Source organism: Achromobacter kerstersii, assembly GCF_902859595.1.
GTDB lineage: Bacteria > Pseudomonadota > Gammaproteobacteria > Burkholderiales > Burkholderiaceae_B > Achromobacter > Achromobacter kerstersii.
Map to the genome: position 1 here is coordinate 572,075 of NZ_CADIJQ010000001.1, position 16,680 is coordinate 588,754.

At 64.2% G+C, this 16,680-nt stretch carries 15 protein-coding genes; 1 reads left to right on the forward strand and 14 read right to left on the reverse strand.

Going from position 1 to position 16,680, the window contains the following annotated elements; genetic code table 11:
- Window positions 1-11: 11 nt before the first annotated feature.
- The 14 genes from HV765_RS02550 to kdgD form a co-directional block, all read right to left on the reverse strand.
- Window positions 12-932 carry an ABC transporter permease gene (locus HV765_RS02550; RefSeq protein WP_175168671.1) on the reverse strand — a complete coding sequence of 307 codons (921 nt, stop codon included), beginning with the start codon at window positions 930-932 and terminating at the stop codon, window positions 12-14.
- A gap of 1 nt (window position 933) precedes the next feature.
- Window positions 934-1,905 (reverse strand): ABC transporter permease, encoded by a 972-nt coding sequence (locus tag HV765_RS02555; RefSeq protein WP_175168672.1) that lies wholly within the window; start codon window positions 1,903-1,905, stop codon window positions 934-936.
- Between the two features lie 10 nt (window positions 1,906-1,915).
- Entirely contained in the window at window positions 1,916-3,562 is a 1,647-nt protein-coding gene (locus HV765_RS02560; protein WP_054426862.1) for an ABC transporter substrate-binding protein, read from the reverse strand.
- Window positions 3,563-3,589: 27 nt separating this feature from the next.
- The gene (locus tag HV765_RS02565) at window positions 3,590-4,048 is read right to left on the reverse strand and encodes a PaaI family thioesterase (RefSeq protein WP_175168673.1); all 459 of its coding nucleotides are present in this window, start codon (window positions 4,046-4,048) and stop codon (window positions 3,590-3,592) included.
- A complete protein-coding gene (locus HV765_RS02570) occupies window positions 4,045-5,058 on the reverse strand; it encodes a quinone oxidoreductase family protein (RefSeq protein WP_175168674.1) in 1,014 nt (337 codons plus the stop codon). Before HV765_RS02570 ends, HV765_RS02565 begins: the two co-directional genes overlap by 4 nt.
- A 38-nt stretch (window positions 5,059-5,096) precedes the next feature.
- Window positions 5,097-6,206 carry a M14 family metallopeptidase gene (locus HV765_RS02575; protein ID WP_175168675.1) on the reverse strand — a complete coding sequence of 370 codons (1,110 nt, stop codon included), beginning with the start codon at window positions 6,204-6,206 and terminating at the stop codon, window positions 5,097-5,099.
- Between the two features lies 1 nt (window position 6,207).
- Complete coding sequence (locus tag HV765_RS02580) at window positions 6,208-7,077, reverse strand: VOC family protein (RefSeq protein WP_054426859.1); 870 nt, start codon at window positions 7,075-7,077, stop codon at window positions 6,208-6,210.
- A gap of 286 nt (window positions 7,078-7,363) precedes the next feature.
- On the reverse strand, window positions 7,364-8,104 hold the full coding sequence (locus HV765_RS02585) for an amino acid ABC transporter ATP-binding protein (protein ID WP_054426858.1): 741 nt from the start codon (window positions 8,102-8,104) through the stop codon (window positions 7,364-7,366).
- Between the two features lie 42 nt (window positions 8,105-8,146).
- Window positions 8,147-9,250: an amino acid ABC transporter permease gene (locus tag HV765_RS02590; RefSeq protein ID WP_054426857.1), complete on the reverse strand. Its 1,104-nt coding sequence runs from the start codon at window positions 9,248-9,250 to the stop codon at window positions 8,147-8,149.
- Window position 9,251: 1 nt separating this feature from the next.
- On the reverse strand, window positions 9,252-10,415 hold the full coding sequence (locus HV765_RS02595) for an amino acid ABC transporter permease (RefSeq protein ID WP_175169476.1): 1,164 nt from the start codon (window positions 10,413-10,415) through the stop codon (window positions 9,252-9,254).
- A 30-nt stretch (window positions 10,416-10,445) separates the two neighbouring features.
- Entirely contained in the window at window positions 10,446-11,654 is a 1,209-nt protein-coding gene (locus HV765_RS02600) for an aminotransferase class I/II-fold pyridoxal phosphate-dependent enzyme (protein WP_054426908.1), read from the reverse strand.
- A 102-nt stretch (window positions 11,655-11,756) separates the two neighbouring features.
- A complete protein-coding gene (locus tag HV765_RS02605; protein ID WP_175168676.1) occupies window positions 11,757-12,773 on the reverse strand; it encodes an amino acid ABC transporter substrate-binding protein in 1,017 nt (338 codons plus the stop codon).
- Between the two features lie 471 nt (window positions 12,774-13,244).
- The gene (locus HV765_RS02610) at window positions 13,245-13,973 is read right to left on the reverse strand and encodes a FadR/GntR family transcriptional regulator (RefSeq protein WP_054426854.1); all 729 of its coding nucleotides are present in this window, start codon (window positions 13,971-13,973) and stop codon (window positions 13,245-13,247) included.
- A gap of 391 nt (window positions 13,974-14,364) precedes the next feature.
- Window positions 14,365-15,279: a 5-dehydro-4-deoxyglucarate dehydratase gene (kdgD, locus tag HV765_RS02615; protein WP_175168677.1), complete on the reverse strand. Its 915-nt coding sequence runs from the start codon at window positions 15,277-15,279 to the stop codon at window positions 14,365-14,367.
- Window positions 15,280-15,589: 310 nt separating this feature from the next.
- Between kdgD and HV765_RS02620 the strand changes: the two genes are divergently transcribed.
- Window positions 15,590-16,588, forward strand: a complete 999-nt coding sequence (locus HV765_RS02620; protein ID WP_175168678.1) for a Bug family tripartite tricarboxylate transporter substrate binding protein — start codon at window positions 15,590-15,592, stop codon at window positions 16,586-16,588.
- Window positions 16,589-16,680 lie beyond the last annotated feature (92 nt).

A 16,680-nucleotide genomic window follows, 5' to 3' on the forward strand; every position in this document is an offset into this window, starting at 1 on the left:
GCAGTTGCGGTTCAACGCTTTTGCAGCTTGGGGTTGAGCGCGTCGTTCAGGCCGTCGCCAACCAGGTTCAGCGACAGCACGGCAAGCATGATGGCCACGCCGGGAACGGCGCAGATGTACCAGGACGAGCGGATCAGGCTGCGGCCTTCGCCCACCAGCCGGCCCCAGCTGGCGATGTTGGGGTCGCCCAGCCCCAGAAACGACACCACCGATTCGTACAGGATGGCGCCGGCCACCACCAGCGACGACATCACGATGACGGGCGGCAGCGCGTTAGGCAGGATCTCGCCGGCGACGATGCGCAGCGGGCTCATGCCGACGGCGCGGCACGCCTGCACGAATTCGCGTTCCTTGAACGACAGGAACTCCGCCCGCGTCAGCCGCGCGATGGGCGGCCACGACACCAGCCCGACGGCCAGCGTGATGGTTTCAATGTGCGGCCCCAGGACCGACACGATGGTCAGCACGAAGACCACGTTGGGAATGATCTGGAACAGTTCGGTGACGCGCATCAGCGCTTCGTCGATCCAGCCGCCCGACCACGCGGCCGCGGCGCCCACGCTCACGCCGATCAGCGTGGCGGTGGCGGCGGCCACCAGGCCAATCAGCAAGGTGGCGCGCGCGCCGTGCGCGATCAGCGCGGCAATGTCGCGGCCCATGGAGTCGGTGCCTAGCGGGTAACGCCAGGACTCGAACGGCCAGATCTCGGGCGCGCCAACGATGCGCAAGGGGTTGGTGGGATACAGCCAGCCGGCGCTGGCGGCCAGCAGCACCACCAGCAGCAGGACGATGGCGCCCGCCACCGCGCCACGGTTGCGGGCGTAGCGGGACAGGAATGAGGCCGGGCGATGGGGGGCGGATGCGGCGGGGGAAGCGGCTGTGGTGTTGCCAGCACCAGAAGCAGCAGGCGAAACAGAAGACGATGCAGACATGTCAGGCAGCCTTGATGCGCGGGTCCAACCGCGTGTAGAGCAGATCGACGACGATGTTGGCGACGATCACGACGAAAGAACTCAGCACCAGAATGCCCAGCACGACGGGGTAGTTGCGGGTCATGACGCTGTCAAACAGCACGCCGCCAATGCCGGGCCAGCTGAACACCGCTTCAACAACAATGCTGCCGCCCAGCACGGCGCCCAGTTGCAGGCCCAGCAAGGTCACGATGGGCAGCACCGCGTTGCGCAGGATGTGGCGCAGCACGACGGTGGCGCGCGTCAGGCCCTTGGCGTATGCCGTGCGCACGTAGTCCATGCGGCTGACTTCCAGCATCGACGCCCGCATCACGCGCGCATACGCCGCCGAATAGAACAGGCCCAGCGCAAGGGCGGGCAGCGCCAGATGGTGCAGCACGTCCAGCGCCTGGCGCCAGAGCCCGCCGTCCAAGCCGATGGTGACCATGCCGCCCACCGGAAACCAGCCCAGCTTCACGGAAAACAGAATGATCAGCATGATGCCCAGCCAGAAGCTTGGCGCGGCAAAGCACAGCACGGCAAAGGCCGACACCGCGCTATCCCACCACGTGTTGACCTTCACGGCTGACACGATGCCCGCCGCCATGCCTACCAGCACAGCGATGGCGATGCTGGCCAGCATCAGCACCAGCGTGGCGGGCAGGTGCGCCAGAATCACGTCCAGCACCGGCAGGTTGTGCCGGTACGAATAGCCGAAATCCAGGCGCGCGACCGATCCGATGTACTTCAGCAGCTGCACGGTAGGGGTCTGGTCCAGGCCGTAGGTCACGCGCAGGCGTTCGATCAGCGCGGGGTCGGTAACCTGCTGTTCGGCCGTCATGACGTCCAGGAAGGTGCCTGGCACGGATTGGATCAGGGCAAAGTTCAGCACCACCACGCCCAACAGCAGCGGAATGGCCTGAAGCAAGCGGCGGGTGATCAGTCGGATCGGCATGGCGGGTCGCTTAAGGTTGCAGCCAGACGTCGGCCAGGGTCTCGCCCTGCACGTTGGCGCTGGTCGTGAAGTTGCGCACCTTCTTGCCGGCCAATGTGAACGCCTGGATCTCCACCAGCGGCACCAGGGGCACGTCGGTGGACGCCAGCTTCGCGAATTCCGCGGCCAGCGCGCGGCGGGCCTCGGGCGCCGTTTCCACCGCAAGCTTGGCGACGATGCCGTCCATCTCGGGGCTGGAATAGCCCGTGGCGTTGCGGAACGCCGCGCCTTTTACGATGCCGTCGGTCGTGAAAAATTGCGTCACGGTCGGCACCAGTTCCAATGGCGACGTGAAGTTGGACACGGCGATGTCGTAGTCGTAATCGCCATAGATGCGCTTGAGCGCGGTGGCGCGGTCAACGGAATCCAGCTTCACCGCAATGCCCACGTCTTCCAGCGCCTGCTTCAGGTACTGGCCCAGCTTGGCGTTTTCTTCGAACCAGGCGGCGGCCAGCAGGTTGACGGTGAAGCGCTTGCCGTCTTTGACGGGCAGGCCGGCTGCGTCCAGCAGCGCGGCGGCCTTCTTGGGGTCGAACGGGTAGCGCGGCACGTCTTCGGTGAAGAACAACGGGTTGCTGCTGAAGATGGGCGCAATCGCCGGTTTGCCCCGGCCGTAATAGATGGTGTCGACGATGAATTGGCGGTCGATGGCGTGCAGGATGGCCTGTCGCACTTCACGGCGCTTGACGATCTCGCGGCGCTGATTGAATTCCACGGTGACGGTCCAGGCGGTGTTCTGATAGCCGCGCGTATCCACGACGACCTTGCCGGTTTTCACCAGACGGTCGATGTCGCGCGCTGGCACCGGACTGGAATACGCCAAGCCCAATTCCCCCGTTTCCAGCGCGGCCCCGCGCGAAGCCGGGTCGCCCCACCAGCGGATGACGAGCTTGTCCAGGTAGGGCATGCCGGCATTCCAGTACGCGTCGTTGCGCAGGTATTCCACGTGGCTGCCGCGCACCCACTTGCCGTACTTCCACGGGCCGGTCCCGACCGGCGTGTTGTTCAACGGGTTGGTAATGATGTCTTTGCCGTCGTACAGATGCTTGGGCAGCAGCAATTGGAACTGGCCGGCCAGCGTGGACTTCAAGAAGAATTCCGGCACCGGGGCGTTGAAGGTCAGCACGACGGTGTGCGGGTCGGTGGCGGTGGCGTCCGTCAACGACTTCAGCGCGATGCCGGCCGAGATGGGCTTCCAGTGTTGCAGCGCGTTGTAGACGACGTCGGCGGACGTGAACGGTGCGCCGTCATGCCAGGTGACGCCTTCGCGCAGCTTGATGGTGTAGCTGCGGAAGTCGGCGGCGGGCGTCAGGCTTAGCGCCAGCGCGGGCTGGAACTTCAGGTCGGCGTCCAGGCGCAGCAGGCGTTCAAGAATCTTGGTGGACGTCTGGAACGGGCTGGAGCCGCCGCCGCCCGGCACAAACAGCGCTTGCGGCTCCAGGCCGCCCCAGCTGGCGACGAGCGTGCCGCCCTTGCGGGCCGGGCCGGGGTCTGAGCCGGGTGTGTCCGTGGCGGCGATCAGCGCGCGGGGCGCAAGCCCGAAGCCAGTGGCGGCCAGGCCGCCTGCGGCGGAACGGGTGAGGAAGGCGCGCCGTCCGGGGCGCGGAGTCTGGGTCATGATGAATCCTTAGGGGTCGGGGCGGGCTCAGCCTTGGCTGAGCGTGGCGTAGGTGGCGCGGCCGATGGCCACCAGCGCACCCTGGTCGTTGTAGAGGTCTACGTCGGCCACGCCGACGCTGCGGCCGTTGCGCCGCACGCGCGCCACGGCCGTCAGGCTGGTGTTCACGGCAGGGCGCAGATAGTCGACGCGGAAGTTGATGGTCGGCAGCCCTCGGCCCAGCAGCATGCCCACGGCAAAATCGCCCACGGTATCGATCACGGCGGCCAGCGGGCCGCCATGCCATTGGCCGCTGGCCGCGCCGCGTTCGAACTCGGCGCGCATGGGGGCCAGCACGGTGAGTTCGCCACGGTCGTGATCGACGGCGGTGACGCTCAAGCCCAGCCAGGCGATGAAGGGGGAACCGTCGAACTTGGCCTGGATGGCTTCAGCGCTAAGCGTCGAATTTTGCGCGGGGCTTTGGATTGGGTTTTGCACTGCGCTCATGACGTCACCAGCACTTTGCCGACGATCTTGCGATCTTCCAGCGAGGCCAGCGCCTCTGCGCCTTGTTCCAGCGGCCAGCTGCGGTCAATCGGCACATGCAGGCGGCCGTCGCGCACCAGTTCCAGCAGCTCGTAGAGGTCGTCGCGGTCCCAGCCGTTGGAGCCGCGAATCTGCAATTCGAAGGTCCAGATGTAGCGCAGGTCTTCCTTGGGGTCGAAGCCCGCGGTGGCGCCGCAGGTGAGTAGACGGCCGCCCAGACGCAGGCAGCGCAGCGACTTCACCCAGGTGTCGCCACCCGTGAAGTTCACCACCACGTCCACGCCGCCCGACTTGCCGCCGCGGCGGCGCGCGGGTTTGCCGAAGCGTTCCTGCACGGCTTTCAGGAAGTCTTCCTGCGTGTACAGGATGATGTGGTCGGCGCCCAGCGCGCGCAGCGCTTCGCCCTTTTCAGCAGTGCCGGCGCAGGCGATGACTTCCGCGCCGGCCAGCTTGGCCAGCTGCACCGCGCACACGCCCACGCCGCCGCTTGCGCCCAGGATCAGCACTTTTTCACCGGCCTGGATCTGGCCGATGCGGTTCATCATGCGCAACGCCGTGCCGTAGGCCACGGGCAGCGCGGCGGCCTGTTCGAAGCTGACTGCATCGGGCAGGCGCAGCAGTTGATGCGCCGGCACGCGGCAGCGCTCGGCCAGGCCGCCGTGGATGGTTTCACCGACCAGCCCGCCGTTCACCCGGTCAATGGGGTCGACCAGCACGCGGTCGCCCACTTTCCACTCGCTGACGTTGGCGCCGGTTTCCAGGATTTCACCGGCCACGTCCAGGCCGATGATCACGGGAAAGGGCAGGTTGATGCCGGGCATGCCACGGCGAGTGAACACGTCGTGATAGTTCAACGACGACGCGCGCACGCGGATGACAACGTCGTCCGGGCCGGCGACGGGGTTGGGGAATTCGGGTTCGAAGCGGAGCTTGTCGCTGCCGCCGTGTTCACGCAAAACGATTGCTTTCATGACTGCCAATAGATAGTTGGGGATGTGGGAAGGGGGCGTTACCAGGCGGCGACGCCGGCGATTGCCTGCCGGGTGATGGCCAGGCCATGCGCCAGGGCGCTACGGCGCCAGACGCTCGAGACCGGAACAAAGGCGTCGACCAGATCGGCGCGCAGTTGGGCGTCGCGCGCGGCGTCAGGGGACAGCGGGGCCTTGAAACGCAGCCATTGGTCGAGCCTGAGCGCGGGCCGCATTTGCAGGCCACGCGTGCCGAACTCCACGACGGCGCCTGCGAGTGCGCGGTCGCCCAAGGCTTGCTGCACGCCACGGAACACCAGCCCCTGGTAATCGGGGCGGGCCAGGCCATGCGGACGCTGGTCACGCACGCGGTCTGCGCCCCACCATGCGGCGGCTTGCGTTTGTTCGGCGCTGCCTTCGTCGTTAAAGCACAGGAAGAACGGTTCGCCGTATTCGCCGATGCCGGTATGCCAGTCGATGAAGGCCACGCGTTCACTGGCGGCCAGATGCTGGTCCACGATGCGGCGCAGCGTGCGGTTCGACCACTCGGGGCCATCGCCGCCGTACACCAGGCCATCGGGGTGGGTGTATTGGCCGCTGGCAGTGACGTTGAACAAGGTGTCAGCGCCATGCGTGTCGCGGAATTGTTCGACGGCGCGTGCGCCGGCTTCCAGGCTGGCCTCCGTCCACTCGGCCGGGATCAGGTGCGGGTGCAGCGTGGCGTAGTGGGGGTTGGCGGGCTTGGCGCGGGTGTGGTCGATGAAGTTGCGGTTCAGGTCGACGTTGTTTTCGGTGGTGCGCGTGTCGTAGGCATAGCCATACGGATTCAGCGCGTGTACGAAGACCACGTTCACGTCGTCCGGCAGGGGGGTGCCACCATCGGCGCGCAGCCAGCCGATCTGAACCGCGGAGCCCGCTGCGCCTTCCAGCCCGTGCGTGCCGCTGATGGCAAGGTGGGTGCGCGGCGCGTCAGGCCGCCCCAGCACGGCGACGTCTACGCTCAACGGTTGACCGTGCGGGTCCTTCAACGACGGGTGTTCATGGCGCGACAAGGCTGCGCCGCGCTCGGTGGCAGCGGCTACAAACGCGGCGCGCGCCGCCGCGTAATCGGTGGAAAAACAGTCCCAATAATCGGGCAGGGTCTGGCTCATCTCATGCCTCTTGCACGAAGACTTGCAACGCGCCCGCAGCGTCTTGCGGCGCCACGACCAGTTCACCCTGTTCATTGGCGCGGTAGTTCACCTGGTTGGCGTCAAACAGCGCGCGGGTCTTGGCCAGGTCACGCACGCCAATCACAGAACCGGCAAACCAGCCGCCCTGGGACGCCGCTGGCAAGCCGGCTGGCACGCGGACGCGCGGGTAGCGTTGTTCGAAGGCGGCGGGGCGCAGGAAGTTGATGCGCAGGCTGCCCCGGCGAACTTGCAGGCCGCCGTCAGGCAGGTCGCTGATGGCGATGGGACCGAACACGCGCGCGTAGCCGGCGCGCAGCGATGCGGGGTCGGGGTGCACGGCGACTAGCGCTTCGATGCGGCGCGCGCCGTTGGCGTGGTCTTGCCATTCCGGGCGGTAGACCAGGTGGCGCGTCAGGTGGCCGCAGGTGAAGAAGTCGGGCACGCCCAAGAGGCCATTGGGAAAGTTCGTGTTGTTCCAGGCGGCGTCTTCGCTGCCGTCGGGCAAATGCACCGGGCGGCCGCCGCGCAAAGGCGGTTCTGCGTCGATGCCCAGCCGCGCCAGTTCCGCGTGCACGGCGGTGCTGTCGGTGGTTTGCAGGGCCGTGGAGACGGGGCCTTCGTAGGCGTCGTCATAGCCGCCAAAGCGCGAATCGGCCTTCAGTTCTTCCGGGAAAAACAGCAGTTCCAGGTAGTTCGCATCCAGGATGATGGTCTGGTTGCGCGTGCCGCGATGGTGCCGGCCTTGCGGCGCCAGACTGAAGCCCAGCTTCACATAGCGGTCGGTCGCGGCCTGCAGGTCGTTGACCCGGATGATGTAGTGGTCAAGGCCGGTGACTGAGGGTAGGGACATCGGAACTCCAGATTGCGCTTTGGGAAAAGTGCAGTCTGGAGGAAGCGGCGGCGCGCTTGAACGATTGAATCCGCATGTCGATATCTGTTTTGTGATGGCGGATCACGGCGGCGCTGGCGGAATAACGTAATGACTCATGCCGGTTTCAGGGGGGATGCCAGGCGCCGTTCATGGTTTGGGTTCTATTGCGTGCGCCCATGAAAAATGCCGCCCAACGCGGGCGGCATGAAGGGGGCGACATGATGGGGGCGGCATGGATAGCCGTTTATGGTTTACGCCATCAACATCAATGCAGGATCTGGCTCAGGAACAGTTTCGTCCGTTCGTTCTGCGGGTTATCAAAGAACGCGTCCGGGTTGTTCTGTTCGATGATTTCGCCGCGGTCCATGAAGATCACACGGTTGGCGACCTTGCGCGCAAAGCCCATTTCGTGGGTCACGCAGATCATCGTCATGCCGCTTTCCTGAGCCAGCGTCACCATCACGTCCAGCACTTCCTTGACCATTTCCGGGTCTAGCGCAGATGTGGGTTCATCAAACAACATGACCTTCGGGTTCATGCACAACGACCGCGCAATCGCCACGCGTTGTTGCTGGCCGCCCGACAACTGGCCGGGGAATTTCTTGGCCTGATCGGGAATGCGCACGCGTTCCAGGTACTTCATTGCCGTGGCTTCGGCCTGTGCGCGCGGCTGCTTCAGCACCCACATGGGGCCCAGCGTCAGGTTTTCCAGCACGGTCAGGTGCGGGAACAGGTTGAAGTGCTGGAACACCATGCCCACTTCGCGGCGGATGGTCTCAATGTGTTTGAGATCGTTCGTCAGCTCGGTGCCGTCAACGATGATCTGGCCTTGCTGGTGCTCTTCAAGACGGTTGATGCAGCGAATCATCGTGGACTTGCCTGAGCCCGATGGGCCGCACACCACGATGCGTTCGCCAGGCGCCACGTCCAGGTTGATGTTGCGCAACACGTGGAACTGGCCGTACCACTTGTTCACGCCCTGCAATCGAATAATGGAATCCGACATGCTTGGTCTCCGTAAGGTTTACCGGGGGGGATCGCCGCGCAATCAGCGCGCGTGCCCGGTGGCCAGACGCTTTTCAAGCGCTTGGCTGTATTTGGACATGGAATAGCAAAAGACGAAGTAGATCAGCGAGATGAAGAGATAGGCCTCCACCCCGAAACCCCGCCATGCCGCGTCGGACAAGGCCGCCTTGGCTGCCAGCGTCAGGTCGAAAATACCGATGATCACCACCAGCGACGTGTCCTTGAACAGGCTGATGAAAATACCCACCAGCGGCGGAATCACGATCTTCAGCGCTTGCGGCAGGATGATCTTGCGCATCTGCTGCCAGTAGTTCAGCCCGAGCGAATCGGCGCCTTCGTACTGGCCTTTCGGAATGGCCTGCAGGCCGCCGCGTACCGTTTCCGCGATATAGGCCGCGGCGAACAGGATGATGGCGATCTGCGCGCGCAGCAGCTTGTCGATGGTGAAACCTTCGGGCAAGAACAGCGGCAGCATCACCGACGACATGAACAGCAGGCTGATCAGCGGCACGCCACGAATCAGCTCGATGTACACGACGCACAGCGCCTTGATGGCCGGCATCTTCGAACGCCGGCCCAGCGCCAGCATCACGCCGATCGGGAACGCAAAGGCGATGCCGAACGTGGCCAGAATCAGCGTCAACGGCAGGCCGCCCCAGCGCGAGTTCTCGACATACGTCAGGCCGAACACGCCGCCCCACATCAAGAGCGCAACAGCCGTCAGGCCGCCCGTCCAGATGAGCGCCAGCTTGCCATTCCAGAAGCGCCGCATGCCGCTGCACGCGATGACGGCGACGAGGATCAGCGTGGCGATCAGCGGACGCCACTGTTCATCAAACGGATAAGTGCCGAACAGAATCAGCCGATGTTTCTCGACGATGAACGCCCAGCAGGCGCCGCCAACGGAGGCCCGGCATTCCATGGCGTTGGTGGCGGTGAAGTTGGCCTTCAGGAAGGCCCATTCCACCAGCGCCGGCAACGACATCAGCAGGAACCACGCCAGCAGCACCGTGATCAGGATGTTCAGCGGCGACGAAAACAGACGGGACCGTATCCAGGCCCAGGCGCCGACCTGGGTGCTGGGCGGGGGCAGGGGGTCGGCGAAGGAGTGCGTAGTGCTGCTCATATCAACGCTCCACCAGCGCGATGCGCTTGTTGTACCAATTCATGAAGATCGAGATCGACAGGCTGACCGTCAGGTACGCGCCCATGATGATGAGGATGCCCTCGATGGCCTGGCCGGTCTGGTTTAGCGTGGTGTTCACCACCGAGACGATGTCCGGATAGCCAATGGCGACGGCCAGCGAACTGTTCTTCAACAGGTTCAGGTATTGGCTGGTCATCGGCGGGATGATCACGCGCAAGGCTTGCGGCAGCACGACCAGACGCAACACTTTGGCGCGCGGCAGGCCCAGCGAGCCGGCGGCTTCCCATTGGCCGTTGTTCACCGCCTGGATGCCGGATCGCACCACTTCGGCGATGAACGCCGAGGTGTAGACGGTCAAGCCCAGGAACAGGGCGACGAACTCCGGCGTCAGCGTCAGGCCGCCAACGAAGTTGAAGCCCTTGAGCGCCGGCATGTCCAGCGTCAGCGATGCGCCGCTGGCCAGCCAGCCCAGCACGGGCAACGCCAGCAGCAAGCCGATGGCTGCGCGGCCCAGCGGGAACACACGGCCCGTGGCTTCCTGGCGCTTCGCGCCCCAATGGCCCAGGAACAGGATGGCGACAATGGCCAGCGCCAGTCCGCCCAGCACCCAGTCCAGCGATGCACCTTCCAGCCCAGGCACTTTCAGGCCCCGGTTGGAAATGAACACGCCCGGCAGCGGGTTGTGCGCCTGGCGCGGCCCCGGCATGTTTTCGGTGATCAGCGCATACCAGAAGAACAGTTGCAGCAAGAGCGGCACGTTGCGCATCACTTCGACATACACCGAGGTGATCTTCTTCACGAGCCAATTCTTCGACAGCCGTCCGACGCCAATGAAGACGCCCAGAATAGTGGCGGCGACCAGCGCAAGCAGGCCCACGCGCAGCGTGTTCAGCACGCCCACGAAGATGGCGCGGCCATAGGTGTCGGCCGGGCCATAGGCGATGACGGACTCACCAATGGCGAAGCCCGCTTCGCGGTTCAGAAAGCCGAAGCCCGTGGCGATGTTGCGCATCGACAGGTTGTGCAGCGTGTTGTGCACCAGGAACCAGACGCCCGCCCCGACGAGGGTCAGGGCCAGCACCTGGTAGACCAGCGCACGCGTGGCCGGGTCATTCCAGGACACCCGGTGCGGTGGCCTTGCCACCGGGGATTGCGCGGTGTGCTTGGCCACGGCTTAGTCCGCCATCAAGACTTTGACGGCCGCTTCCAGGCGGTCCATGCCTTGTTCGATGACTTCGGTGGACGTCGCGAACGAGAAGCGCACATAGGGCGACAAGCCATAAGAACCGCCGTCGATCACCGCCACGCCGGCTTCACGCAGGAAGAACAGGCTGACGTCCAGGTCGGTCTTCAGCTCGCCTGCCGGGCCGGTGCGTCCGATCAGGCCTTGCACGTTGGCGTACACGTAGAACGCGCCGTCGGGCATCGCGCACGAGATACCGGGAATGGCGTTCAAGCGGCGCACGATCAGGTCGCGGCGGGCCTTGAAGATGTCGACCATCTTCGTCACGCTGGACTGGTCGCCTTCCAGGGCGGCCTGCGCGGCCACTTGCGAAATCGCACTGGGGCAAGACGTGCTTTGCGACATGACCGTGCTCATCGCCTTGATCAAGTCCGCCGGACCCGCGCCGTAGCCCACGCGCCAGCCGGTCATGGCGTACGACTTCGACATGCCATTGACAATCAGCGTGCGCGGAATCAGCTGCGGTTCCACTTGCACGGGCGAGGCATGCGCCTGGCCGCTGTAGCAGAAGGGCGCGTAGATTTCGTCGCTAAGAATCCAGACTTGCGGATGGCGCAGCAGCACATCGGTCAGCGCGCGCAGCTCGGCCGCGCTGTAGACGGCGCCGCTGGGGTTGCTGGGGGAATTCAGAATCAGCCAGCGGGTGCGCGGCGTGATCGCGGCTTCCAGCGTGGCGGCGTTCAGCTTGAAGCCTTGCGACTCGGGGCCGGTCACCACAACAGGCTTGGCGTCGTTCAACAGCACCATGTCGGGGTACGACACCCAGTACGGCGCGCAGACGATGACTTCGTCGCCCGGTTCCAGGCTGGCGGTCAGCGCCGCGCCGATGATCTGCTTGGCGCCCGCGCCCACGGTGATCTGGTCCATGCCGTAAGACACGCCCAGGCCCAGCTCCAGGCTGTTGGCGATGGCGCGGCGCAAGCCCACCGTGCCGTTTGGGCTGGTGTAGCGGATGTCGCCGCTGGCGATGGCTTCCTGGCCGGCGCGCGCAATGTGGGCGGGCGTGGCCATGTCCGGTTCACCAAGCGTGAAGTCGGCGATTTCGCGGCCCTGGCGGCGCAGTTCGTCGACGACGATCTTGGCGGCCATGCTGGGCGAAGGTTTGATCTGTTTCAGGCGGGCGTTGACGATGCTGTTCATGGTTACAACGTAAAGAGGCAAAGACAGGCCGCGCGTTGCGGCCGGAAATGCGGGTAAAGAGAAAAGCGGCTTCGCCTGAAAGACGAAGCCGCGCATTAACACTTAGCGGACGGGCCAGCCGTACATCAGGCCGCCTTGGGTCCATTGCTTGTTCAGGCCGCGTTCCAGCTTCAGCGGGCTGTCCTTGCCCATGGCGCGGTCATAGCTTTCGCCGTAGTTACCAACCTGCTTGATGATGTTGTAGGCCCACTTGTCGTGCAGGCCCAGGTTCTTGCCCATGCCCGGCGTCACGCCCAGAATGCGCTGCACGTTGGGGTTGGTGCTCTTCAGCATTTCATCCACGTTCTTTGACGTGATGCCGTATTCCTCGGCTTCCAGCATGGCGTTCAGCGACCAGCGCACCACGTTGAACCACTGCTCGTCGCCTTGGCGGACCATCGGGCCCAAGGGTTCCTTGGACAGGTTTTCCGTCAGGATTTCCCAGTCTTCCGGCTTGGCCAGGCGCGTGCGCATGTTGGCGGCGGTGTTGGACTTGTCGTTGGTGTAGGCGTCGCAGCGGCCCGATTCCAGCAGGCGGAAGTTCTCGTCGTAGTTTTCAACCAGCACCGGCTTGAACGTCAGGCCACGGCTGCGGAAGTAGTCGGCCAGGTTCAGTTCGGTGGTGGTGCCCGGCTGCACGCAGATGGTGGCGCCGTCCAGTTCCTTCACGCTCTTCACGTTCATCGACTTCTTGACGATCAGGCCTTGCGCGTCATAGAAGTTCACGCCCACGCCGATCAAGCCCAGCGTGGTGTCGCGGGTCAGCGTCTGCGTGGTGTTGCGCGACAGCATGTCGATTTCACCCGATTGCAGCGCGGTGAACTTGGCTTGCGCGGTCAGCACGTTGCCCTTGACCTTGGACGCGTCGCCAAACATGGCGGCGGCGACGGCGCGGCACATGTCCACGTCCAGCCCGGTCCATTCGCCCTTGCTGTCCAACACCGAGAAGCCGGGAATGCCGGCAAAGCCGCACTGCAAGAAGCCTTTTTTCTTGACGGCGTCGAACGTCACGCCGGCTTGCGCGCCAGAGGCGACGCACAGCAAAGTCGCCGCAACGGCGGTGGTCAAAAACTTACGCATGGAGAATGCTCCTGGGGAGGTCGGAAAGCGCTTGGATAAGCGGGAAAGGATCGAAGGGGAAAGCGGAACCCGGCGCGCACGCGCCGTCGCGGCTCGGGCGTTGGCCTGAGCGGGCGGTGACACGGGCATGCAGGGGTAGGGAAGGGGGCGCGGAGAGCGCCGCGGATGACCGGGAACCCGGTCAGGTGATGTGCCGATGAATACGCGTGGCGTAGCGGTGGAACGTCGTGCGGAGGGAAAGAATCGGGCTCATCAGCGGCACTTGTACAACGTGGGTCATACGGATAGCGAGGCGCGGCTGCCAGAATCTGGCGTCACATCGCACCGCTAAGTCATGAGACGTATGATGGCAGCTGTCATACAAGCTAGCAAGTAAGGGGAATCCCGTAATTTGCTTTGCCGGCAGGGGGTTGGACCTGCCGGCTGGCCGTGGCGAATGCCAGTTTGCGCTGGGAGCTTTCGAGCGCGGTCTTATTGCGCCGGCGCTTGCGACAACAGCTTGCGATACCGCGCGATGCTGTCACCCAGGTGACGCGCCATGGCGGCGCGTGCGGCGCCGGGGTCGCGTCGCATGATGGCGGTCAGGATGGCTTCGTGCTCGCGCACGTTGCGCGTTTCGTAGGTTTCCAGTTCTTCAGGCGTCTTGCCGCCGTGCTTGATGTTCAGGTCCAGCATCACGTCGCGCACCGCAGCCTTCAGCAGCGCGGGAAAGTGCGGGTTGTTCGACGCCTTGGCGATCGACAGGTGGAATTCGTAGTCGGCCTTGACGGCGGCTTCCATGTCGCGGGTTGCGCGGTTGAAGGCGTCAAAGGCTTCGACGATCTCGCTCAGGTCGGTGGCGGTGCGGCGCTCTGCCGCCAGCCCACAGGCTTCCACTTCAAGGCCTGCGCGCAACTCCATGATGTGCAAGGCCCAGCGCGGGTCGGCGGCGGGTTCGATGACGAAGTCGATGGGCTTTTCGCGGTCTTCCGTGACGAATACGCCGATGCCGGGCTTGCTGACCAGGCGGCCGCTCAGGCGCATCGATGCGACAGCTTCGCGAATAACGGTGCGGCTGACGTCGAACTCATCGCAGAGTGCGTGTTCGGAAGGCAGCTTGTCGCCGGCGCGGTACAGGCGCGCGTCCAGCCGCTTGTTCAGTTCCTCGATCACCACGTCGGTCAGGCGCGAACGCGGGCGGGGCCGGGCGGGAGTTTGCATCGTCTCTCTTATAGGTGGGGTATGGCGGGGGTGCAGGCCCGTAGCCCGCAGCCGAGCAAGTGTACGCTTTTCGCGTGCCGTGTCCGGGTGTCCGGCCCGTTGACGGCGGCTAGTCTGGCAGGGAATCGGGCAGAAATTTTGATACTCGTATGACAACATACAGCGGCCTGTTCGCCAACTATTGTTTGATCTTGTGATGGGTTGGGGCGCGCATATGAAAAAGCCCTCCCGATGAGGGGAGGGCTTGCTTCATTGCGGGGCGAGGCGTAGCGGTGCGGCTACTCTCGCCGAGTCTGGCACCGCTTCTCGCGCCGCTTTTCAGCACTGCTTGTCGCGCCGCTTTTCAGCACCGCTTCTCGCGCCGCTTTTCAGCGCCGCTGCTCGATGCTGCTTATTGCGCGCCGAGCTTCTTGATCAGCGCGTTCAGCATTTCCATCTCTTCGCCAGTCAGGTCCGTCAGCGGGGCGCGGACGGGGCCGGCGTCATGGCCGACGAGCTTGGCGCCCGCCTTCACGATGCTGACGGCGTAGCCGGCCTTGCGGTTGCGGATTTCCAGATACGGCAGGAAGAAATCGTCCAGCAAACGGTTGGTGGTGTCGGAGTCGCCCGCGGCAATGGCGCGGTAGAAATCCATGGCGGTCTTGGGCACGAAGTTGAAGACGGCCGACGAATACACCGGCACGCCGAGCGCGCGGTACGCGGCGGCATAGACTTCAGCAGTGGGCAGGCCGCCCAGGTAGGAAAAGCGATCGCCCATCTTGCGGCGGATGCTGACCATGGATTCGATATCGCCAATGCCGTCCTTGAAACCGACCAAGTTCGGGCAACGCTCGGCCAGGCGGGCCAGGCTGTCAGCCGACAAGCGCGATTGGGCGCGGTTGTAGACGATGACGCCGATCTTGACCGACTTGCAGACCTGTTCCACGTGCGCGGCGATGCCGTCTTGCGAGGCTTCGGTCAGGTAATGCGGCAGCAGCAGAATGCCCTTGGCGCCTTGGCGCTCGGCTTCTTGCGCATAGGCAATGGCGGTGCGGGTGGGGCCACCTGCGCCAGCCAGGATCGGCACCTTGCCCGCGCAGGTTTGCACGGCGGTGCGGATGACATCCGAATATTCCTGCGGGGCCAAGGAGAAGAACTCGCCCGTGCCGCCAGCGGCGAACAGCGCGGTGGCGCCGTAGGGAGCCAGCCATTCCAGGCGGGCCGCATAGGTCTTGGCGTTGAAGTCGCCATTCTGGTCGAAGTCCGTCACGGGGAAGGAGAGCAAACCTTCCGAGACAATTTCCTTGAGTTCCTGAGGAGTCGTCATGCCTGTCATCCAAAAAAAGGGGAAAAAGAAGGGAAAAAAAGCAGAAAAAGAAGGCCGGTAAGGTGTCGGCCCTGTCGTTGATCAGTAGATGTATGTCATCGTACAACATACAAGTTGGTGCGGCAATGGGGTCGATGCGATCCGCATGGTTGTCATACAACAATAGCGGGTAAATCCTTAGAAATTCGGAATTACCCTAGATTGAAAGACGATGCCCGGAGACGTATTCTCTTTCCCTGAAAAGTCATACGACAACGTACAAGATAAGACGACAACGTAAGAATCACTCTTACCCATTCAGGAGACAAGCTTGAAGCAGGCATTCCCCGTATCCCGCCGCACCTTCACCGTTCTGGCGCTGACCGCCTTGGCGACCCTGGGCGCCACCGCCGCCCACGCCGCCGACGACTGGCCCAAAGCCAAACCGATCACGCTGGTGGTGCCGTTCGCGGCAGGCGGCACGTCTGATGTGCTGGGCCGCATGATTGCGCAGGAATTGGGCGCCAGCCTGAGCCAGACCGTGCTGGTGGAAAACAAGGGCGGGGCGGGCGGCGTGCTGGGTGCGGATGCGGTCGCGCGCGCCAAGCCCGACGGCTACACGCTGCTGCTGGGCACGATCGCCACCCATGCGATCAACCCCTCGCTGTTGCCAGGCATCAACTACAACGCCGCAAAGGACTTTGCGCCGGTCATTCTGTTGGGCAGCATTTCCAATGTGCTGCTGGTGGGCGCGAACCAGCCGTTTAAATCGGTGCAAGATGTGGTGGCGGCGGCCAAGGCGAATCCCGATACGGTCGCCTTTGGTTCGGCCGGGCAGGGCACGTCGCAACATCTGTCGGGTGAAGTGTTCAAGCAATTGACGGGCGCGCATCTGACCCATGTGCCGTACCGGGGTAGCGCGCCTGCCATCCAGGATTTGATCGGCGGGCAGATTCCCAGCTCGTTTGAAACCGCCTTGGTCGCATTGCCCCATGTGCAAAGTGGCAAGGTGCGCGCGCTGGCGGTCACGTCGGCCAAGCGCACGGACGTCATGCCCGATGTGCCGACCATGCAGGAAGCGGGCATTGCCGGGTTCGACGTCAGCAGCTGGCAAGCCATCTATGCGCCGGCCAACACGCCGCCCGCCGTGGTCGACCGCTTGAACAAGGCCATTGCCGCGATCATCGCCAAGCCGGACGTCAACGCGAAGATGAAGGGCCTGGGCCTGGCTTACACGCCGAATACGCCGGCGGAGTTCACTGCGTTCCAGACGGGTGAGCAAGCCAAGTGGGCAAAGATTATTGCGGATGGGAATTTGCGGGCGCAGTAAACCTAAAGGCAGCGCGGGCGGCCCTGATTGGGTTTGCCCGTTAGTGACGCCCTAAAAGAAAACGCCGCGCAGTGAGCCTTAAATTAAATAAA